Here is a 20,928-nt window from a genome sequence, read left to right as displayed (position 1 = left end):
AAACTAATTCTTTTGTTGCGCCAATTCTTCTTTCGCTTTTTTCAATAATTCGTCCATATTACTACTAGAGTCATTAGGTACTTTGCGAACATCAAATTTCACATTTTTTGTTTTTAATTTTTCAAATGTATCAACATCATCAGCATTCATTGACAGCACTTTATTAACCATAACCTTTCCTACGGAATGGGCCATTGAACCAATATTAAGTTCATTGATATCGACGCCGCCCTCTATGGTTCGTAGCACATCTTGTGGATTTTCAAATAGAAGTAGCGCTTTGGTATTGCCAAAACGAGGATCGCGTGAAACTTCAATAATTTTTTTAACTGGAACAACATTTGCTTTTACACCAGGAGGTGCTGCTTCTTGGATGAGTTTTTTTCTTAATTCATCTTTTGCAACCGAGTCAGAAACAACAATAATACGGTTAGGATTGGTTGATTTTGTCCATGCTGTCGCCACTTGTCCATGTAATAGGCGTGAGTCAACACGAGCTAACACAATTTTCATTTTACCATCTCCAAGTACTGTTCCTTCTGGGATAGTAGTTGCGTGTTTAGTAGAAGCAGAAGATTGTGTTGGCATTTCGACTGTTGTTCGAACACCTTCTTTGCTTGGTTCAATAATTGCGGCAGCAATTTCTTTCGCCGTTTCCATTGAAAAACGAGAAGAATAGGCTTCAATTAACATTGGTAAATTTAAACCAGCAACAATAGCCCAATTACTATGTTCACCACATAAATTGTTAGCCTGATTAAATGGTGTCCCTCCCCATAAATCTACTAAAAACAGGACTTCTTCTTGATTAGCAAATGTTGCAATGGCTTCAAGCATTCGTTCTTTTAAACTTTCAGGACTATCACTTGGGTGCAAGGTAACAGCTTTAACATTTTCTTGCTCTCCAAATATCATCGATCCTGATTGTAGAATACCTTCCGCAAACTCACCATGAGTTGCTAGGATGATTCCAACCATATAACGACCTCCTAATTTTATATTAATTGCATAATATAAAGTATGTAAAATAAAATTATCTGGTTATTTTATAATAAAAAATAAGTTAAAAATTATGTGAGCATCACATTTTTATAAAAAACTTAGTTTTTTATTGTTTATTAAAGTAAATTTAGTCTATCTTACAGTGTTCGACGAATAAAACCATTTTCTTTTTTTAGTCTCACTCTGGCTTGCTCTGCATTTAAACTTGAAAGAATCATCAAAATAGCAGTTTTACAATGCTTATTACTTTCGGCTAATGCGGCAATGGCTTTTTCTCGACTGCAATCGGTAGCCTGCATAACAATGGATATTTGTCGTTCAACAAGTTTTGCGTTGGTAGCTTGTACGTCAACCATTAAATTACTATAGACTTTGCCGATTTTTATCATGCTGGCAGTGGTTAACATGTTAAGGACTAATTTTTGTGCTGTACCTGCTTTCATTCTGGAGGAGCCAGTAATTACTTCTGCACCAACAATTGGTGTAATAGCAATATTGGCTAAATTAATCATTGGTGCTAATGGGTTACAGCATAAGCTGATCACTGTTGATCCAATTGATTTAGCATATTGCATAGCACCTATTACATAAGGTGTGCGCCCACTAGCTGCAATGCCAACTAAAACGTCATTTGAGTTAAAATTAATGTTTTTTAAGTCAGTAATTGCCAGTTCTGGGTTATCTTCGGCGTTTTCAATTGCCTTAAAAATAGCTGTTTTGCCTCCAGCAATTAAGCCAATAACTTGTTCTGGTGATGTGCCATAAGTTGGTGGACATTCACTTGCATCTAAAATACCTAATCGGCCTGAAGTGCCAGCACCTATATAGATTAGTCTACCTTGATTTGAAAATGCTAAACTAATCGCATCAATGGCTTTTGCGATATTGGGTAGCTCTTTTTCAATAGCCAATGCGACTTTTTTATCTTCATTATTGATGATTTGTAGTATTTCTAATGTTGAACAGTTATCTATTTTTTCGCTATTAGGATTACGACTTTCTGTTATCATTGCTGATAGATTAATGTGATTCATTATTTTTTAATCCTAACCATAATAAAAATATAACTAAAGCAAATAAGCTTCCAAAACCAACACCGATAGCAGTAACCGATAAATTTAAAGCAACGGCTAACGTATAAAATCCTAACATTACCATCATTGCAGTATATTCGCTTAAATTTTGCACTGAAATAACACTACCAGCACCAACTAACTCTTTACCTATTTTTTGAATAAAGGCATTTAATGGTACCAAAAAGAAGCCACCTAATGCTCCGATAATAATGAGTAAAATATAAGACGAAATTATGTTGCTTTGCAAAGTGAAGGCAATTACCGCTATACCCATCATTATACCAGCAGGAACGCAGCGTAAGGTTTTGTTAATAGAAATAAATGTACTAGCTAGACCTGCGCCAATAACAATACCGATAGCAACTATTGCATTAAGGTTTGTTGGTGTTGCGTTGTCATGAATATTTAAGATAGCTGGAACCCAACTAATTAATAGAAAACGTAAAGTAATACCAGCTCCCCAAAATAAACTGGTACCCAATAGTGTAAATAAAACACGTTTATTATTGCATATGATTTCTAATGTATTAGTAAAATCGTTTACCATATTGATAAATTGCCATGAAATATTTTGCCGTGCAGCAGGTAATTTAGGAATAAAAAAATTAGCAATAACAGCTAGCCCATACACTAACACGCACACAAGTAAGGAAGCGCTCACATTAAGATCGGCAATATGACCACCAGCTAGCGAACCAAGTAAAATGGCGGCAATGGTTGATGCTTCTATTAACCCATTTGCTTTAACTAAATTATCACCTGTAGTTAGTTCGCCTAAAATTCCGTATTTAGCAGGGGAATATGCCGCAGCGCCTATACCGACTAGAAAATAGCCAGCAAAAGGGCTGATGTTTAAACAGATGCAACCAGCACCTAGTAATTTTATACTATTTGAAATCATCATTGCCTTACCTTTTGATATGCTGTCAGCAAATTGACCAACAAAAGGTGAAAGGATAATAAATGGCAGTACAAAACTAATCTGTAATACTGATTGACTCCATGCTGGATAATGTAAATTTTTGATGAAAGCTAAGATCGCAAAAAAAATTGCATTATCAGCAAATGCTGAAAAAAACTGCGCAAGCATGGTTGCAACCATGCCTTTGCTTAATAGAGAATGTTGTTTCATGTGACATCCTTTAGTTTATTCGTCAGCCATTTTTCGTAAAGTAATAAAATCAATTTTACCTGTACCTAGTAGTGGTAACTCTTTTACTATACGAATATCACGAGGAATAGCTAGTGCTGGAATGCCCAATTCTTGAGATGCTTGATTAAGTTGCTCTCGATTTAATTTTGTTGAGGTAGTAAATAAGACAATTGCTTCCCCTTTAGCTGCATCAGCTTTGACTGTTGCACCGTGCATTGCATCAGAGTCAACTTTTTTTGCTAAGGATTCAACACTTTCCAATGAAACCATTTCACCAGCAATTTTTGCAAATCGTTTCAAGCGTCCTTTAATTGTCACAAACCCATCACTATCAATAGCAACGATATCACCGGTATCATACCAACCTTTTTCGGCTTGTCCATTTTCATCAGCTGCTACTGGTTCTTCAAGTTTGCCGGGATTTTCCACCCGTAAATAGCCTTTCATTACATTAGGCCCTTTGACTTGCAATTGACCTCCATCGCTAATGCCTGGAATGTGAATTAATCTTGATACCATGCCTGGAAGTAATCGCCCTACAGTCCCAGCTTTAAATGCCATAGGAACATTAAGGGCTACAACAGGTGCACACTCGGTAACGCCATAGCCTTCTAAAATACGAATGCCATATTTATCTTTCCATTGTTCTCGTACTGCATCTGATAATTTTTCGGCACCTGCAACAACATAGCGTAAACGCATAAAATCATATGGGTGCGCATAACGGGCATAGTTTGCCAAGAAAGTTGGCGTACCAAATAAAACCGTACAATTTTGGTCATAAATAATTTCAGGGACCATACGGTAATGTAATGGATTTGGATATAAAAATGTACGGCTACCTGAAAATAGCGGTAAAAATAATCCAGCTGTAATACCAAAAGCATGGAATAATGGTAGAGCCGACATGAAGCGATCTGCAGGGGTTGGATCTATAACCGTTCGAATTTGTTCAACATTAGCAAGTAGGCTTCCATGACTATGAGCAACACCTTTAGGGTTCCCCTCTGAACCAGAGGTAAACAGTACTAGTGCTTCGTCATCGCTTGATTGTTGGTATTTAATTAAGCGTGGAATATATTGATGCACTGCAACATAAAGCTTATCTTTTAAAGTTAAGTTTTTACGCAAATCTTCAAGAAAACACCATTTAACGTCTTTGATTTCTTCAAGTAGATAATCAAGTTTACCTTTTCTAATAAATTTGCGTGAAGTAATAATCGTTTTGATTTCAGCAGCAGTAATGGCACAGTTTAAGCCTTTTGTTCCCGCAGTATAGTTAAGCATTGCTGGAATTCGATTTTTTACTGACAAACCAAAAATAGTTGCAACAGTAATGGTTGCGTTGGGTAATAAAACACCAACTCTCTCTTTATTTTTAGTAATTTTGGCAATAATACAACTAACACCTATAATTTGTTTTAATAAACTGCGATAAGATGCTTCGTGAGTTGTCGGGTCTTGTACCATTCTTGATTTCACGCCATAGCGAACTTGTGCTTCTAATAATGCTTCAAACAGCGTTAATTTTGGACGACTTGCCATGCGTGCGTTCATCATAATTTGATGAAGTTTTTCACCTGCAATATAACGCCTTTCACTAGCTTTAGGCGCATCGGGCATTGGAATAGATGTAGGGTTAAGTACATGAATGGTTATTTTAGGAAATAAACGACGTTTAAATAAACCTTTTAAACGACTAGTTAAAGTAAATTCAGCGCCTTCGATCCACACTGGTACAATGGTAGCTTGAGAGCGAGCAGCAACAAAAGCAGCACCATCATAAATTTTCATTAATGAGCCAGTTATAGTAATTCTTCCTTCGGGAAAGATCACTATAGGACGACCTTTTTCGATTTCTCGAACTAATCGCTTAATTGCCATTGGACTGACTGGGTCCATTGGCACAAAATCAACATAACGCTTTGCTAAGCGAACTAACCAATGATTAATATAACCCGAATAAATAGCAAAGACTGGTCTTACGGGTAAAAATACGCCGATTAGAATACCATCAAGAAAAGATACATGATTAGGGGTAATGAGAAGTCTATCTTGTTTTAAGTTTTCAAAATTACCATGAATTCTTACATGAAATAGGATCTTTAAGAAAAATTTTAATATTTTAAATAGCATCTGATTTCTCAAATATCGTGCAATATTACACGCTGTAATAATAGTGAAAATATAGAAGATATACAAGAACTGCGATTTTTGTTATATAAAACAGTTTTTTATGGTTTAATTAACAATAAATCTTGATCTAAAAAATAGATAATAGATACTAAAGTTCAAAAAATATAGAAAATCAATTAAGGAATAAAAATGCTTATTTTAACGGCCAATGATATTGAAAGATTTTATACAATGAAAGATGCGATAGCTGCAGATAAACAAGCTTTGAAAATCTATAGCCAAGGAAACAGTGATGTGCCGTTACGAATAAATTTTGATATGCAAAAGGGACAATCCTTGTTTATGCCCGCACATATTAAAGGTAGCGATATTGTGGGTATAAAAATTGTTTCGGTATTTCCTGACAATCCTAAATTGGGTAAACCATCAGTACCAGCTCAAGTTTTAATGTTAGATCCGCAAACAGGTGAAGTCTGTGCTATGTTAGATGGCACTTTTGTCACTCAGCTTCGTACAGGAGCCGTTCAAGGTGCAGCAACCGATTTGTTGGCGCGTAAAAATGCTAGTCGAGCAGTGTTGATAGGTACTGGTGGGCAAGCTGTATCTCAATTAGAGGCAATGTTAACTGTTCGTTCACTTACTGATGTCGCTATTTTTGATATTGATACACAAAAAGCGGAACAATTTACAGAAGAGATGAAATATCGTTTTGCTCATTTTTCTACTAACCTTTATTTTTCAAAAAATTTGGATGATGACATTAGTCAAGCTGATATTATTACTTCGGTTACAACCTCAAAAGTTGTGACATTTAATGGCGAAAAAGTAAAACCTGGCACGCACGTTAATGGAGTGGGTGCTTATACGCCAGAAATGCATGAAATTCCTGAATGTGTAGTTGAAAAGGCTAATATTCGGGTAGTTGATACTAAAGAAGGCGTATTTGCTGAAGCAGGTGATATTATTGATCCAATTAAACAACAATTGGTATCAGAAGATGATTTTTTAGAGTTAGGAGATTTAGTGATAGATCCAACCCAATGCCGTCTAAATGATCAGCAAGTCACGCTGTTTAAAACTGTTGGTACAGCTGTATTAGACGTGTATATTGGCTACGATATTTATCTTAAAGCAAAAGAAAAAGGAATTGGTACGTTTTTATAATACTTAGATATCAAGTTAGTATAATTTTGTGTCAAAAAGTTTCAGGTAACTAGGTGTTTGAGTATAAAAATTAGCTTTTTAGTTCTTCTTTTTGTGAACGCCTAAGTAATGCCACTGCGGCTTGTTTTGGATCTTTATTTTCATAAATAACTTGATAAATTTGTTCAGTGATAGGCATATCTACATGATATTTTTGAGCTAATAACCAGACTTCTTTTGTATTGTTGCGACCTTCAACAACTTGGCCAATAGCATCTTGAGCTTCTTGAATGGATTTATTTTGGCCAAGTAACATTCCAAAACGACGATTACGGGATTGATCATCGGTACAGGTTAAAACCAAATCACCTAATCCAGCCATTCCCATAAAGGTTGCTGGATCTGCCCCTAATACTGCACCTAAACGCATCATTTCGGCAAGTCCACGTGTAATTAATGCTGTTCTGGCATTGGCTCCAAAGCCAAGACCATCAGATAATCCAGCACCAATAGCGATAACATTTTTGATTGCACCACCAAGTTGCACTCCAATAAAATCTTTGCTGCTATAGACCCGGAAGCTTTTGCTACAATGAAACAAAGTTTGCAGTTGATTTAAAAAATGCTCATTAGTTGATGCTACAGTTACCGCTGTTGGTAATCCAGATGCGACTTCTTTAGCAAAAGTAGGACCAGAAATGACCGCTAATGGAATCTTATTGCCCAAAATCTCCTCTGCAACATCTTGTAATAATCGGCCAGTATTAACTTCAAGTCCTTTTGTAGCCCAGACAATTTTTGTATCTTGGCGTAAAAAAGGTTTGATTTGAGTCAAAATACTTGCAAAAGCATGACTTGGCACCACAATAAGTAAAATTGGCGCAGCTAAAACTGCCGTTTTTAAATCAGTTTCAACTTGTAACAGATTTGGGAAAGGAATATTTGGTAGAAACTGTTTATTTTGTCTGTCATGCTGCAGAATGGCCATTTTATCAGGATTGTGCCCCCATAATAAAGTTGAGTGACCATTTCGAGCCAGCAAAATAGCTAAAGAGGTCCCATAAGATCCAGCGCCAATTACTGTTACTGCAGCATCTTTTTTCATAATAATCTAATAAATTTATTATCAGTTAATTGTAATACAATGACTATTGTAGTGTTTCTTTTGATTCAGCTTCAGCTTGTTGTTGCTGAATATAATTCATAAATAGTGCTTCAAAATTTACTGGTTCTAAATTCACTTGTGGGAATGTACCTTTATTCACTAAACTTGAAATTACTTCACGAGCATAGGGGAACAAAATATTTGGACAATAAGCACCAACACAATGTTGAATTTGGCCTTCGTCAAATCCGACAAGTGAGAAAATACCCGCTTGAGTAACTTCACAGATATACACAACTTCGTTTTGTTGTTTTACTGTTACAGTGACACGAAGTGCAACTTCATATACATTTTCACTTAAAACTTGCGAAGATGAATTTAATTCAAGATTCAGTTCTGGTTGCCATTGTTTAGTAAAAATTTCTGGAACATTATTAGTTTCAAATGAAACATCTTTAGTATAAATACGTTGAATAGCAAACTGTGTTTCTGGTTGTTGTGTATTGTTTTGTTCTGTCATGATAAAACCTTATTTTTTATAATATTATTTTCTAACTAATGGTAAATTCTCGCCGTTCCATCCAGCAATACCGTCTTTTAATACAAAGACATTTGAAAAACCTTGTTTGACAAGTATTTCACCTATACCTGTTGATGATAAACCATTCTCATCAATTAAAATAATGATATTTTCTTTAAACTTTTCAATTGTTTTTGCACTTGCATTTTTAATGTCGATAGGCAAAATGTTATGAGAATCTGTTATATGCCCTTTTTTGAAGCTATCAGCAGAGCGAATATCAATAATAACTGCATCTTGTTTATTTACCATATGGATTGCCTGAGCATTATTGATAACTTTAACTTTAGATAGCTTTCCTTTAATGGTTAGTACAATGATTGCAATAAACAGCACAATCCAACCTAGGGACAGTAAAAAATGATTTTTTACAAAAGGTAGAATTTCGAGTGTTATAAAGTCCATATTTGTATGATTACCTAGTCATTTCAATATAAGGTGAGATTATAACGATATTATGCACTGAAATACAGCACCAATAAGAAAATCTTGCTATTTTATAAAAAATATTTATTTAATTTTAAGGGATAGGTTAATGAGATTGAAACAATTTATCTTTTGGGTTTGTGTTGTATTTTCCATTATTTCTCCGGCGTTTGCTGATAATTCTTCTGAATTTAATAAATTTAATTCTCAAACTATTGAAGACGAATCTTTATTAGCTAATTATTATTTAGAAAATGGTGATTATCATCAAGCTTATGCTGAACATATTTTAATAAACAAATTTCTGAGTTAAAGAGAACAAAACTTCGTAACGTAAAAATCAAACATTCAGAATATTTCCCGCATTATGACTATGATCCAGATTTAACTTGTCGTGATTTTTTGCGTGAATTTGATGCAGATGCGTCCGATTTCTTTAAATATAATGATTGTATACAAAATGATAAAGAACAAGGAAACCCCTTAAAGTTATTTATAAAATTGAAGGTAAATATGCAAAACAAGCACATCAGTATTTAGCTAACACCATGGGAATAGGTGAACTTAAATTAATTTGCTGTTATTGGGGTACGGATGTTTATCCTTCTACATCTTTTGTAAATCCTAAAGATCATATGCTGTATCACGTGGTGTTTAGTTCAGAAGAAACGATTGAGCATGACTGGAATAAAATAACTTTTCATTTGAGCATTGAAGCACTGCGAGAAGATATATAGAGCATAAAAATTGGGTTTAATTTTTTATATGACTATTTTGGTGCATTATTCTGGTGCTTATTGCATTATTTTAGTGCAACTGTAATATTTATGTTACTATAGCTACTTATAAAGCCACCAAAAATAGAGTTAAAAAATTGGCATTATATTTGCATACGTTATAGCAATTTGGTAAGAATACCTTAAAAACTGAATAATTATTATTTGTCCTCAATGGAGAAGATACATGTCTATACTAAAAGTTTTAACACAAATTAAAGAAAATGATGTTAAGTTTGTTGATTTACGTTTTACCGATACAAAAGGTAAGGAGCAACACGTTACAATTCCTGTTAGTCAAATTGATGACAGCTTTTTTGAAGATGGTAAGATGTTTGACGGTTCATCAATTGCAGGTTGGAAAGGTATTAATGAATCAGATATGGTGTTAATGCCAGATACATCAAGTGCTGTTATCGATCCTTTTTTTGAAGATGTGACATTAAATCTCCGTTGTGATGTTTTAGAGCCTGCAACATTACAAGGATATGATCGTGACCCACGTTCAATTGCTAAACGTGCCGAAGAATTTTTAAAATCATCAGGTATTGCTGATACTGTTATTTTCGGCCCTGAACCAGAATTTTTCTTATTTGATGATGTTCGTTTCGGTTCGCCAATGTCAGGTAGCTTTGTACATATTGATGATATTGAAGCGGCCTGGAACTCAGGTACTAAATATGACGAAGGCAATAAAGGCCATCGTCCAGGTGTAAAAGGTGGTTATTTCCCACTTCCTCCGGTTGATTCATCACAAGATATCCGTTCTGAAATGTGCTCAATTATGGAGCAACTTGGCTTAGTGATTGAGGCGCATCATCATGAAGTTGCAACAGCAGGTCAAAATGAAATTGCCTGTCGTTTTAATACGTTAACTAAAAAAGCTGATGAAGTGCAAATTTATAAATATGTTGTACAAAATGTAGCACACGCATATGGTAAAACCGCGACCTTTATGCCAAAACCAATATTTGGTGATAATGGTTCTGGTATGCACTGTCACCAATCATTGGCAAAAGATGGCGTAAATTTATTTGCTGGTGATAAATATGCGGGCCTTTCTGAAATGGCATTATTCTATATTGGCGGTATTATTAAACATGCGAAAGCAATTAATGCATTTACAAACCCTGCAACTAACTCTTATAAACGTCTTGTCCCGGGATATGAAGCACCAGTTATGCTTGCTTACTCGGCCCGTAACCGTTCAGCATCAATCCGTATTCCAGTTGTGACTAGCCCTAAAGCTCGCCGTATTGAAGTTCGCTTCCCAGATCCAGCTGGTAATCCATACTTATCTTTTGCTGCGCAGTTAATGGCTGGTTTAGATGGTATTATCAATAGAATTCACCCTGGTGATGCAATGGATAAAAACTTATATGACTTACCACCAGAAGAGTCTAAATTAATTCCTCAAGTTGCGGGTTCACTTGAAGAAGCACTTAACGCATTAGATGCAGATCGTGAATTTTTAACACGTGGTAATGTATTTACTAACGATGCTATTGATGCATACATTGATTTAAAACGTCAAGATGTTGATCGTGTACGTATGACACCTCACCCAGTTGAGTTTGAAATGTACTATAGTCTATAAGCTATATAGTAATTTAACCTATCAAACCACCGTTAATTTGCGGTGGTTTCTAATCAGGACGGAAAACCAACGATGACATTTGATAATGAATCTGATGCTAATCTTGTTCTCGATTCTATGATTACAAGTATTTTATTACTTGATACTAAGCTTAATATTCTGTATGCCAATATTGCTGCACAGCAATTATTAGCACAAAGTTCAAAAAAATTATTAGAAAGTTATCTTCCTGATTTGCTGGGATACTTTTCTTTGGATATAAATTTAATGCTCAGTACATTAGAGCAAAATCAGGGTTTTACAGATAATGAAGTCAATTTAGTTATTAATAATGAATTACATATTTTAACGTTGACAGCTCAACTATTAGGTAATGGACAGATTTTAATTGAAATGACGCCATTAAATAGCCATAAACGCCTTAGCCAAGAACAATTGCAACAAGCGCAACAGAGTGCAGCTCGTGAATTAGTTCGTGGACTAGCTCATGAAATTAAAAATCCTCTCGGAGGGCTTCGAGGCGCCGCTCAATTATTATCACGTGAACTACCTAAAAATGAATTGCAAGATTACACAAAAATTATTATTGAACAAGCAGATAGATTAAGAAATCTGGTAGATAGGTTATTAGGTCCACAGCAGCGATTACAACAAAAAGAACAAAGTATTCATCAAGCAATAGAACGTATCTATGCTTTGCTGTGTTTGGAAAAACCAATCAATATTAAAATTCTGCGTGATTATGATCCAAGCTTACCTGATTTTATTCATGACTCCGAACAAATAGAGCAGGTAATTTTAAATATTGTTCGCAATGCTTTACAGGCTATCGGATCCAATACTGGCACAATTATTATCAGGACAAGAACTGCTTTTCAGATCACTTTACATGGCCAGCGCTATCGTTTGTGCGCTCGTATTGATATTGAAGATACTGGACCAGGTGTGCCTGTTCATATACAAGATACTTTGTTTTATCCTATGGTGAGCGGGCATGAAGGAGGTACAGGTATTGGACTTTCGATTGCAAATAATATTGTTGATCAACATCATGGTAAAATTGAATTTAATAGTTGGCCTGGGCATACTCAATTTTCTGTCTATTTGCCAATTAGGTAGTGAGGTAAATAAAATGAATGTGTGGATTGTTGATGATGATAGCTCTATTCGATGGGTATTAGAAAAAGCATTAACTAATGCTCATTTTAACTGTGTTAGCTTTGAGAGTGGTAAGCAAGTTATTGATGCATTAGATACATATGTACAAAAACCAGCTGTACTAATTTCTGATATTAAAATGCCAGGACTTGATGGTTTGACATTGCTTCATCATATTAAAGAGCAAATGCCGAATTTGCCAGTTATTATTATGACTGCTCATTCCGATCTAGATGCAGCAGTAAATGCCTATCAAAAAGGTGCTTATGATTATATTCCTAAACCTTTTGATGTGGACGAAGTTATTCAATTGGTTGAACGTGCGATTTCACAAACTCAAAGTAATAAAACCAATAATAATACAACAAGTAAAGCATCGACCGGCATTATTGGTGAAGCACCTTCAATGCAGGAAGTTTTTCGTATTATTGGTAGGCTTTCCAAATCATCAATTAGTGTATTGATTAATGGTGAATCAGGAACGGGGAAAGAATTAGTTGCAAAAGCATTACATATCCATAGCCCTCGCTCACAATCCCCTTTTATTGCGCTAAATATGGCAGCCATCCCTAAAGATCTTATTGAGTCAGAACTTTTTGGACATGAAAAAGGGGCGTTTACTGGAGCGGCTCAAATTAGGCACGGTAGGTTTGAACAAGCGAATGGTGGTACATTATTTCTAGATGAAATTGGTGATATGCCACTTGATGTTCAAACTAGATTATTAAGGGTGCTTGCTGATGGGCAATTTTATCGTATTGGCGGTTATTCACCTGTCAAAGTAGATGTCCGTATTATTGCAGCTACTCATCAAGATTTACAAGCTAGGGTTCGTGAGGGTAAATTTAGAGAAGATCTTTTTCATCGTCTAAATGTAATTCGCATCTTATTACCACCGCTACGCGATCGAATTGAAGATATACCAAAACTATCAGAACATTTTTTACATACAACCGCCAAAGAATTGGGGGTAGAAAGTAAAGTATTCAGTTCGGAAGCTTTAAATGTTTTATGTCGCTTTAATTGGCCAGGTAATGTTCGTCAACTTGAAAATATTTGTCGCTGGGTTACGGTGATGTCTTCAAATAAAGAGGTTTTAGTTCAGGACTTGCCTCCAGAATTGTTGCAATTATCGACAGTTAAAACAGTGGTTACAAATGAAAATACCACATTGCCTACAAGCCACTTTTCTCAACAAGAAGTTGATTGGAAAGTATTGCTGGAACAATGGGCAAAACAAGCTCTAATAGATGGTAAAACAGGAATTTTGACTGAAGCAATAAATGATGTTGAACGAATCTTACTAAGAAGTGCACTTAATTTTACTCGAGGTCACAAACAAGATGCTTCTCATCTGTTAGGCTGGGGGCGAAATACATTAACTAGAAAACTTAAAGATTTATCGCTTGATCCCACTAAACACCCTTAATCACCAATATTAATTATGCTATCGAACAAATCGATAGCTTTTTAATCCATTCATTTGAGTGCTATTTAATCTATCTTTTATCACATATTAAATTTTTAAATAGTTAAAGTGCATTGAATAGAGCAAATTTTTTGGTTACAATCTTAATGTAAATGATAATTATTATAATTATCGTTTTTTGTTTTTTATTTGGTTGATAATTAGGAGTTACAATGTATTCATATATCAAAGTGAAATTTTTAGTTTTGCTTGCTGTTTTGCTTGTTTTGGTTGGATGTGACAATAAAAAAGAACAGCAAACCTCTGCAAATACGCTTACCATTGAACATGCTCAAGGTAAAACCGATGTGCCTGAAAATCCTAAAAAAGTTGTTGTTTTTAATACTGCAACACTTGATATCATGGACGCATTAAATATTCCTGTGACAGCAGTGCCTCAATCAGATGTACATTATCCAACTTTCTTATCTAAATATGGACGCAAAGACTACACTAATGTGGGCACTTTATTTGAACCAAATTATGAAGTTTTAAGTTCAATTCAACCAGATGTTATTGTTGCTGGAGGTCGCGCTACTGATGCTTATAAAAAATTGAATGATATTGCTCCGACGATTTCTTTAGATATTGACCCAAATAATTTTTTAAGTAGTTTAACTCAAAGAACAGAACAATTAGGCTCAATCTTCAATAAACAAAATGAAGCTAAGAAACTTATTGCCGATTTTAATCAAAAAATCGAACAATTGAAAACCAAGACAACTACTGCTGGCACAGCACTAGTGATTATGATTAATGGCGGTAAGATGTCGGCTTATGGCTCAAAATCTCGTTTTGGTTTTGTGTTTGATGTGCTCGGTTTTCAGCCAGCAACTACTTTCCAAGAAGCTGGTCGTCATGGTAATGCTGTTACCTCTGAATTTATTTTGAGTGTTAATCCGCAGTGGATATTTGTGTTAGATAGAGATAATGCAATAGGTAATAAAGAAGCTCAGTCTGCACAACAAGTACTTGACAACGAATTGATCCGAAAAACTGCTGCATGGCAACAAAACCATATTGTTTATTTAGATTCTTCTTCCATGTATATTGCTGGCGGTATTCAAACCTATAGCCGTTTGATGGATCAAATAGGTGTCGCTTTGCAAAGTGAACCAGCGCATTAATGTAAAGCATGATTAAATCATTTTATTTTATTGCAGGTATGTTCATTTTATTGATCATGACTGCAATAAGTTTATTTATTGGTGCAGGGCATGTGACACTATTTGATTTATGGTCAGATAGCAATATGCGTGAGATTTTTTTTGTAAGCCGTATTCCTCGAACTGTTGCCTTATTGTTAGCAGGTAGTGCCATGAGTGTTGCAGGTTTGATTATGCAATTATTAACACAAAATCGATTTGTTGAACCTTCTTTAGTTGGCACTACTCAATCGGCTAGTCTTGGCTTATTAGTTATGATGGTTTTAGCTCCTGGCGCTAGTGTCATGACTAAAATGGTTGTTGCTAGCCTATTTGCTATGATTGGCACAATGATATTTATGGCGATTTCTCGAAAGATTATTTTAAAGTCAGCAATAATGGTACCTCTTATTGGCATTATGTTAGGTGCAGTTATTAGCGCTATTACTACATTTTTTGCCATGTATTTTGATTTATTACAATCACTTGGTGGTTGGGAATCAGGTGATTTTTCAGCTATTTTAAAAGGTCGTTACGAATTATTATGGTTGGTGGGTGGTTTGACATTACTTGCTTGTTGGTGTGCGGATCAGTTTACTGTAGTTGGCTTGGGGCGTGATTTTTCTATTAATGTAGGGCTTAACTATCGTCGTGTTATGTTAACAGGACTTATTGTTATTGCATTAATTGGTGGTATTGTCGTTGTAGTTGTTGGAGTTTTACCATTTTTAGGATTGATTGTACCAAATATTGTTAGTTTATTATTTGGGGACAATGTTCGTAAAACCATTCCATGGATCTGTTTGTTTGGTAGTGGATTAGTTTTAATTTGCGATATTATTGGGCGTGTAATTCGCTATCCTTTTGAGATCCCCGTGAGTGTTATTCTTGGCGTAGTTGGCGCTATTATTTTTTTAATATTGTTGAGTCGAAAACGTCATGTTAGTTAATCAAAAACGCCATATTTTGTGTCAAAAAAGAGTTCTTTTATTGTTAATTATTGCTTTAATATGCATAACATGTTTTATGACCTTCAACCTTAAAGGCAATATTAGCTATATTTTGAAGCATCGAACGTGGGTAATGCTAACTATGATTTTAGTCGCTTTTTCGGCTGCGACATCAACACTGCTTTTTCAAACAGTTACCAACAATCGAATATTAACACCTTCTATTATGGGATTCGAATCACTATTTGTACTTATTCAAACTGTTGTAATCTTTTGTATTGATTCACAAGGTATTCCTTATATTGGTATTATTGGTAAATTTGTATTCGAATCACTTTTATTAATTTTATTCTCTTTATTTTTATATCGAGGCTTGTTTACTAGACTCAAGAAAAATTTACATTTGGTATTATTAATAGGAATTATTTTAGGCACATTATTCCGTAGTTTTTCTAATCTATTGCAACGCTTAATGACCCCGTCTGAATTTGCTGTGCTTCAAAGTCGTATTTTTGCTACATTTACGCGTGCAGAGCCTGTATTGATTATCTTTTCGTTAGTAATAGTAGCTATTGTTGGTCTATTTTTATGGCAAATGCGATTTAAATTTGATGTACTTGCGTTGGGTCGGGATAATGCAATCAATTTGGGTATCGATTATCAAAAAAGTGTCACTATTATATTATTGCTAGTTTCAGTTTTAGTGTCAGTGTCAACGGCATTAGTCGGTCCATTCACTTTTTTAGGGCTTTTAATTACTAATTTAGCTTATAGTATTAGTGGATCAAGCCAACATCGTTTTTTGCTACCTACTGCTTTTTTGTTAGGTGTTATTTTTCTGGTCGGTGGACAAATGTTCTTAGAGCGAGTATTAAATATGGTTGGTGCATTATCCATTGTCATTGAATTCATTGGTGGTTCTTTGTTTATCTTCTTATTATTAAAAAAGGTTCCAAAGTGATAAAAATTGATAATGTTAGTAAAAACTATCAAACAGTATCTGTATTAAAAAATGTCAATGCGACGATTTCACAAGGTGGAATTACTGCTATTATTGGTCCAAATGGGGCGGGAAAATCGACGCTATTATCAATTATAAGTCGTCTTCTATTAGCTGATGAAGGACAAGTTAAAATTCAAAATATGGATGTTGTTAATACGCCAAGTGATAAACTTGCCACTTATTTATCAGTATTGAGACAAGAAAACCGTTTTACCAGTAGATTGTCTGTTTTTGAACTAGTTGGATTTGGGCGTTATCCTTATACCAAAGGGCGTTTAAATGCTGATGATTATAACCATATTTATCGAGCGCTCGATTTTTTAGATCTTACTGAATATAAAGACCGCTTTTTAGATGAATTATCTGGTGGTCAACGGCAACGAGCTTATGTTGCTATGGTGTTATGTCAAGATACTGAATATGTATTACTTGATGAACCACTCAATAATCTTGATATGAAACATGCTGTTGCCATGATGAAACAATTGCGCCGCGCAGCCGATGAGCTGGGTAAAACCATTGTGATTGTTATTCATGATATCAACTTTGCATCCGTATATTCAGATTACATCTTAGCGATGAAAAATGGTGAATTAATATACCAAGGCAATTCACAACAGATTATGAAAGCCAATATTTTAGAAGATATATTTGATACACCGGTCAAAATTGAAAATATTCACAATCAAAATATTGCTATTTACTATTAACAAATACAATGGAAATTAATTAATCTTAATAGTAAAAAGTTACAATTGTTTAATTAAGTAAATAAAAATTATTGTTTACTATTTATTTCTAACCATGTTAAATAATTGGCAATATTTTTGTCGAGATAATTATAATGAAATTACAGGAAATAGCACTTTTAGCTGGTGTATCAAGGACGACGGCCAGTTATGTGATCAATGGAAAAGCCAAAAAGTACCGCGTTAGTGATAAAACAGTCGAAAAAGTTATGTCGGTGGTGAAAAAACATAATTACCAACCCAATGCGGTAGCAGCGGGGCTTAGAGCAGGTAAAACCCGGACTATAGGCATTATTATTCCTGATTTAGAAAACAACAGTTACACTCGCATAGCTAATTATTTAGAACAATTGGTAAGAAAGGAAGGATATCAATTACTAATTGCATGTTCCGAAGATAATCCACAAGTCGAAAGAGAGTGTGTCAAACACCTTCAGCAGCGTCGCGTAGATGCCTTAATTGTTTCTTCTTCGTTTGTTTTTGCTCAAGATTATTTTTTTTATGATGACTGGCAAAACGAAAAGATTCCATTATTTGCACTTGATCGAATATTATCCATCTCTAAATTTAGAAATATTGTAGGTGCAGATAAACAAGATTCTAAATCACTTGCTCAAGCATTTAATAACTTTGTACAAGATTCAGTGGTTTATATAGGAGCCTTACCAAACTTATCTGTTAGTCAACTTCGTTTAGATGGTTTTAAAGATATCAAACTTGACAATTGTAATAAAGTTGATTTTTTATATGCAAATAACTATAGTCGACGAGATGCTGATTTAGCCTTTAGTCAATGGCTAGAAAGTCATGAATTGCCTAATGGCATATTTACTACCTCTTTTTCTTTATTACAGGGGAGCATTGATGCAATTTTAAGAAAATTTGGGCACTTACCCGAGAGTTTAACTATTGCTACCTTTGGAGATAATGAATTGTTAGATTTTTTACCATGTAAAGTTATATCACTTTCACAAGATCATAAAGAAGTTGCCGATGTAACAATAAAACTGTTTTTAAACTATCTGCATAACAATAATTACCAATCGGGCACAACAATAATTCCAAGACGATTGATCTATCGAGGTAGCTTAAGCCGTTAAGGTATTAATAGGCATAAAAAATATGTTAATTTTAAAACAGTTCAAATTAAAAAATAAGATCCAGATCACAAATTACTTATTAATAGACATAATTTATTTGATAATTAATGTTTATTTATTCATTATTGCTGAAACGATTCAATTGATTAAAGGATTTGTATTTTCTAAGTCATTTTAGTCGACCCAACATTATTAACCCAGAGGTATTTATTATATGTTTCATTTAGTTAAAGAAAATATTCATTTAAATGAACAAGCTACCAATAAAACTGAAGCGATAAAAAAAATTGCTACGGCATTAACCAATGCAGGATTTGTTGAAGATGGTTATGTCGATGGAATGCTAGAACGAGAAGCACAAGCAGCCACATATCTGGGTATAGGCCTTGCTATTCCCCATGGAACTACTAAAACTCGCCATTTAGTCAAAAAAACAGGGGTACAAGTATTTTGTTTTCCTAATGGTGTTCAATGGGGGGATGATGGTGAAAAGGCCTATCTTGCAATTGGTATTGCAGCAAGCTCTGATGAGCATTTAGAATTACTCCGTCAACTAACTCACGTACTTGGAGCTGAAGGGGTAGAGGAGCGAATTAAAAAAATTCAGTCAGCCGACGAAGCAATTGCTATTTTAACTGGTAAAACAAGTTCTGAAGATAGCCAATTTTCTATAAATGAATCTGCATTATTATTGGATATTCCTGCTGATAGTTTAGCAACTTTACAAGCATTAAATGCATCACGTCTAAAACAGCAAAATGCTGTAAATTCAAGTTTTATTGCCGATGTGTTGGACAATAAACCTACATATTTAGGTGATGGAGTTTGGTTAAATGATAGCAAACAAGGTAATTTAAAAAATGCTATGGCGATTAGTCGCACCATCAGTAATATTAATGAAGATGGTAAGCCTGTTAAGTTACTCATCACCATATCAGCAGTTGATGATTCTATTTCTGATATTGTAAATAATATTGCAACTTTAGTTTTTAACCAAAAATTACAATTACTATTATCAGCAAATACAGGTGATCTTATCAGCCTTCTTTTATCTGGTTCTGCGACAATAGAATCTAATAAGTCAGAAATCCAATCGACATCTTCAAATGAGTCGACTGTGGCTGAATCGAATAATGAATCATTAAGTCGTGAATTTATTATTCCAAACGAAAATGGCTTACATACACGCCCATCATCAGTACTAGTAAAATTAGTTAAAGAGTTTAATTGTAAGGTTACTGTCGCTAATTTAGATGGTAAAGGTGAACCAGTAAGTGCAACGAGTTTAATGAAAATTGTTGCGCTAGGCGCTAAAAAAGGTAGCCGATTACGATTTACTGCAGTAGGTGAAGATGCTACTCAGGCGCTTGATGCTATTGGTAAAGCAATTGGGGATGGTTTAGGTGAGGGGACTGAATAATGACTTATCGTGTCGCAACAATAACTTTAAACCCAGCTTATGATCTTTTGGGTTTTTGTCCCAAAGTTGAGCTTGGTGATGTTAATTTAGTCCAAACCAATGCATTACTTGCTGCTGGCAAAGGTATCAACGTTGCTAAAGTTTTGTCGGATTTAGATGTTCAATTAACTATTGGCGGTTTTTTAGGTAAAGAAAATCGTGATGGTTTTAACTTATTATTCAAATCATTAAATGTGATTGATCAATTTGAAACAATTGAAGGTCGTACTCGCATTAATGTTAAATTAACTGAGGAAAATAGTGAAGTGACTGACCTTAATTTTTCAGGCTTCACGATTAGCGAGCAAGATTGGCAACGTTTTGTTACAAATTCTCTTGAATGGCTAAAAGATATTGACATGGTGGCTATCAGCGGTAGTTTACCTGCTGGAGTATCACTTGATAAATTTACTAAGTGGATGGAACAAGTTAAAGCGATTTGTCCAAAGATCGTATTTGATAGTAGCCGAGATGCATTAGTTGCAGGATTAAAAGCAAAACCATGGTTAATTAAACCCAATGACAAAGAGCTAGAAATGTGGGTAGGTCGCAAATTACCAACATTAGAAGATGTTAAAGCAGCTGCTATGGAGTTAGTTAACGACGGCATTGAAAATGTAGTGATCTCGTTAGGAAGTAAAGGAGCTTTGTGGGTAACTAAAAATGAAGCATGGCTTGCAAAACCACCAAAATGTCATGTAGTTAGTACTGTTGGTGCCGGTGATTCAATGGTCGCCGGGTTGATGTATGGCTTAATGACTAATCGTTCAATTAAAGATACTTTAGTCTTTGCATCAAGTGTTGCAGCTTTATCAGTTGGGCAAGCTGGTGTTGGTATATCTGATTGCCAAGCTGTAAATAATATGCTAGAAAAAATTGAAATAATTTCTGAATAGGAGTAT

At 34.7% G+C, this 20,928-nt stretch carries 18 protein-coding genes and 3 pseudogenes; 13 read left to right on the top strand and 8 right to left on the bottom strand.

What is annotated here, in order from left to right:
* Positions 1-3: 3 nt before the first annotated feature.
* The 5 genes and pseudogenes from ACGH6Q_RS02400 to aas all read right to left on the bottom strand — a co-directional run.
* Positions 4-546: pseudogene (locus ACGH6Q_RS02400) on the bottom strand (PTS system mannose/fructose/N-acetylgalactosamine-transporter subunit IIB); the annotation flags it as partial.
* A gap of 54 nt (positions 547-600) precedes the next feature.
* Positions 601-978: pseudogene (locus ACGH6Q_RS02395) on the bottom strand (PTS sugar transporter subunit IIA); the annotation flags it as partial.
* A 161-nt stretch (positions 979-1,139) separates the two neighbouring features.
* Complete coding sequence (gene murQ, locus ACGH6Q_RS02390) at positions 1,140-2,036, bottom strand: N-acetylmuramic acid 6-phosphate etherase (RefSeq protein WP_085164335.1); 897 nt, start codon at positions 2,034-2,036, stop codon at positions 1,140-1,142.
* Positions 2,023-3,210 (bottom strand): lysophospholipid transporter LplT, encoded by a 1,188-nt coding sequence (lplT, locus tag ACGH6Q_RS02385; RefSeq protein ID WP_411591707.1) that lies wholly within the window; start codon positions 3,208-3,210, stop codon positions 2,023-2,025. The genes murQ and lplT overlap by 14 nt, the downstream gene beginning before the upstream one ends.
* Before the next feature lie 15 nt (positions 3,211-3,225).
* On the bottom strand, positions 3,226-5,367 hold the full coding sequence (gene aas / locus ACGH6Q_RS02380) for a bifunctional acyl-ACP--phospholipid O-acyltransferase/long-chain-fatty-acid--ACP ligase (RefSeq protein WP_411591705.1): 2,142 nt from the start codon (positions 5,365-5,367) through the stop codon (positions 3,226-3,228).
* A 189-nt stretch (positions 5,368-5,556) separates the two neighbouring features.
* On the opposite strand from aas, the gene ACGH6Q_RS02375 reads away from it, so the two are divergent.
* Entirely contained in the window at positions 5,557-6,531 is a 975-nt protein-coding gene (locus ACGH6Q_RS02375) for an ornithine cyclodeaminase family protein (RefSeq protein WP_411591704.1), read from the top strand.
* A gap of 70 nt (positions 6,532-6,601) precedes the next feature.
* Here ACGH6Q_RS02375 and gpsA read toward each other — a convergent pair whose 3' ends face one another.
* Genes gpsA through ACGH6Q_RS02360 form a run of 3 tightly spaced genes read right to left on the bottom strand, consistent with a single transcriptional unit; the run spans position 6,602 to position 8,600 of the window.
* Positions 6,602-7,615, bottom strand: coding sequence for an NAD(P)H-dependent glycerol-3-phosphate dehydrogenase (gene gpsA / locus ACGH6Q_RS02370; RefSeq protein WP_411591703.1), 1,014 nt, complete (start codon positions 7,613-7,615; stop codon positions 6,602-6,604).
* 43 nt (positions 7,616-7,658) lie between these two features.
* Positions 7,659-8,135, bottom strand: a complete 477-nt coding sequence (gene secB, locus ACGH6Q_RS02365) for a protein-export chaperone SecB (protein ID WP_065561473.1) — start codon at positions 8,133-8,135, stop codon at positions 7,659-7,661.
* A 24-nt stretch (positions 8,136-8,159) separates the two neighbouring features.
* A complete protein-coding gene (locus ACGH6Q_RS02360; protein WP_065589391.1) occupies positions 8,160-8,600 on the bottom strand; it encodes a rhodanese-like domain-containing protein in 441 nt (146 codons plus the stop codon).
* 130 nt (positions 8,601-8,730) lie between these two features.
* Between ACGH6Q_RS02360 and ACGH6Q_RS02355 the strand changes: the two genes are divergently transcribed.
* From ACGH6Q_RS02355 to fruK, 12 genes and pseudogenes are all read left to right on the top strand, one after another.
* On the top strand, positions 8,731-8,934 hold the full coding sequence (locus ACGH6Q_RS02355) for a hypothetical protein (RefSeq protein WP_411578367.1): 204 nt from the start codon (positions 8,731-8,733) through the stop codon (positions 8,932-8,934).
* 175 nt (positions 8,935-9,109) lie between these two features.
* A pseudogene (locus ACGH6Q_RS02350) lies at positions 9,110-9,358 on the top strand (hypothetical protein); the annotation flags it as partial.
* Positions 9,359-9,584: 226 nt separating this feature from the next.
* Positions 9,585-10,994: a glutamate--ammonia ligase gene (glnA, locus tag ACGH6Q_RS02345; protein ID WP_174798693.1), complete on the top strand. Its 1,410-nt coding sequence runs from the start codon at positions 9,585-9,587 to the stop codon at positions 10,992-10,994.
* Positions 10,995-11,066: 72 nt separating this feature from the next.
* The gene (gene glnL, locus ACGH6Q_RS02340) at positions 11,067-12,113 is read left to right on the top strand and encodes a nitrogen regulation protein NR(II) (RefSeq protein WP_411591701.1); all 1,047 of its coding nucleotides are present in this window, start codon (positions 11,067-11,069) and stop codon (positions 12,111-12,113) included.
* Between the two features lie 13 nt (positions 12,114-12,126).
* Entirely contained in the window at positions 12,127-13,581 is a 1,455-nt protein-coding gene (glnG, locus tag ACGH6Q_RS02335) for a nitrogen regulation protein NR(I) (RefSeq protein ID WP_411578369.1), read from the top strand.
* Positions 13,582-13,793: 212 nt separating this feature from the next.
* A complete protein-coding gene (locus ACGH6Q_RS02330; RefSeq protein WP_174798691.1) occupies positions 13,794-14,747 on the top strand; it encodes a siderophore ABC transporter substrate-binding protein in 954 nt (317 codons plus the stop codon).
* An 11-nt stretch (positions 14,748-14,758) separates the two neighbouring features.
* A complete protein-coding gene (locus ACGH6Q_RS02325; RefSeq protein WP_174798709.1) occupies positions 14,759-15,715 on the top strand; it encodes an ABC transporter permease in 957 nt (318 codons plus the stop codon).
* A complete protein-coding gene (locus tag ACGH6Q_RS02320; protein WP_174798690.1) occupies positions 15,705-16,676 on the top strand; it encodes an iron chelate uptake ABC transporter family permease subunit in 972 nt (323 codons plus the stop codon). Before ACGH6Q_RS02325 ends, ACGH6Q_RS02320 begins: the two co-directional genes overlap by 11 nt.
* Positions 16,673-17,428: an ABC transporter ATP-binding protein gene (locus ACGH6Q_RS02315; protein WP_065589397.1), complete on the top strand. Its 756-nt coding sequence runs from the start codon at positions 16,673-16,675 to the stop codon at positions 17,426-17,428. The genes ACGH6Q_RS02320 and ACGH6Q_RS02315 overlap by 4 nt, the downstream gene beginning before the upstream one ends.
* A 134-nt stretch (positions 17,429-17,562) precedes the next feature.
* Complete coding sequence (cra, locus tag ACGH6Q_RS02310) at positions 17,563-18,567, top strand: catabolite repressor/activator (protein WP_174798689.1); 1,005 nt, start codon at positions 17,563-17,565, stop codon at positions 18,565-18,567.
* Positions 18,568-18,781: 214 nt separating this feature from the next.
* A complete protein-coding gene (gene fruB / locus ACGH6Q_RS02305) occupies positions 18,782-19,987 on the top strand; it encodes a fused PTS fructose transporter subunit IIA/HPr protein (protein ID WP_085164314.1) in 1,206 nt (401 codons plus the stop codon).
* On the top strand, positions 19,987-20,922 hold the full coding sequence (gene fruK, locus ACGH6Q_RS02300) for a 1-phosphofructokinase (RefSeq protein WP_411591699.1): 936 nt from the start codon (positions 19,987-19,989) through the stop codon (positions 20,920-20,922). Before fruB ends, fruK begins: the two co-directional genes overlap by 1 nt.
* Positions 20,923-20,928: the final 6 nt, after the last annotated feature.

The organism is Gilliamella sp. BG2 (genome assembly GCF_046635645.1).
Taxonomy (GTDB): Bacteria; Pseudomonadota; Gammaproteobacteria; order Enterobacterales; family Orbaceae; genus Gilliamella; species Gilliamella bombi.
Note: the sequence above shows the minus strand (reverse complement) of the source record. Positions and strands in the feature narration are given on the sequence as shown.

Coding starts and splice junctions, on each gene's coding strand:
- glnG (WP_411578369.1), top strand. CDS start 12,127: ATGAATGTGTGGATTGTTGATGATGATAGCTCTATTCGATGGGTATTA.
- ACGH6Q_RS02360 (WP_065589391.1), bottom strand. CDS start 8,600: ATGGACTTTATAACACTCGAAATTCTACCTTTTGTAAAAAATCATTTT.
- aas (WP_411591705.1), bottom strand. CDS start 5,367: ATGCTATTTAAAATATTAAAATTTTTCTTAAAGATCCTATTTCATGTA.
- ACGH6Q_RS02355 (WP_411578367.1), top strand. CDS start 8,731: ATGAGATTGAAACAATTTATCTTTTGGGTTTGTGTTGTATTTTCCATT.
- murQ (WP_085164335.1), bottom strand. CDS start 2,036: ATGAATCACATTAATCTATCAGCAATGATAACAGAAAGTCGTAATCCT.
- lplT (WP_411591707.1), bottom strand. CDS start 3,210: ATGAAACAACATTCTCTATTAAGCAAAGGCATGGTTGCAACCATGCTT.
- cra (WP_174798689.1), top strand. CDS start 17,563: ATGAAATTACAGGAAATAGCACTTTTAGCTGGTGTATCAAGGACGACG.
- gpsA (WP_411591703.1), bottom strand. CDS start 7,615: ATGAAAAAAGATGCTGCAGTAACAGTAATTGGCGCTGGATCTTATGGG.
- ACGH6Q_RS02330 (WP_174798691.1), top strand. CDS start 13,794: ATGTATTCATATATCAAAGTGAAATTTTTAGTTTTGCTTGCTGTTTTG.
- glnA (WP_174798693.1), top strand. CDS start 9,585: ATGTCTATACTAAAAGTTTTAACACAAATTAAAGAAAATGATGTTAAG.
- fruK (WP_411591699.1), top strand. CDS start 19,987: ATGACTTATCGTGTCGCAACAATAACTTTAAACCCAGCTTATGATCTT.
- ACGH6Q_RS02375 (WP_411591704.1), top strand. CDS start 5,557: ATGCTTATTTTAACGGCCAATGATATTGAAAGATTTTATACAATGAAA.
- ACGH6Q_RS02320 (WP_174798690.1), top strand. CDS start 15,705: ATGTTAGTTAATCAAAAACGCCATATTTTGTGTCAAAAAAGAGTTCTT.
- fruB (WP_085164314.1), top strand. CDS start 18,782: ATGTTTCATTTAGTTAAAGAAAATATTCATTTAAATGAACAAGCTACC.
- secB (WP_065561473.1), bottom strand. CDS start 8,135: ATGACAGAACAAAACAATACACAACAACCAGAAACACAGTTTGCTATT.
- glnL (WP_411591701.1), top strand. CDS start 11,067: ATGACATTTGATAATGAATCTGATGCTAATCTTGTTCTCGATTCTATG.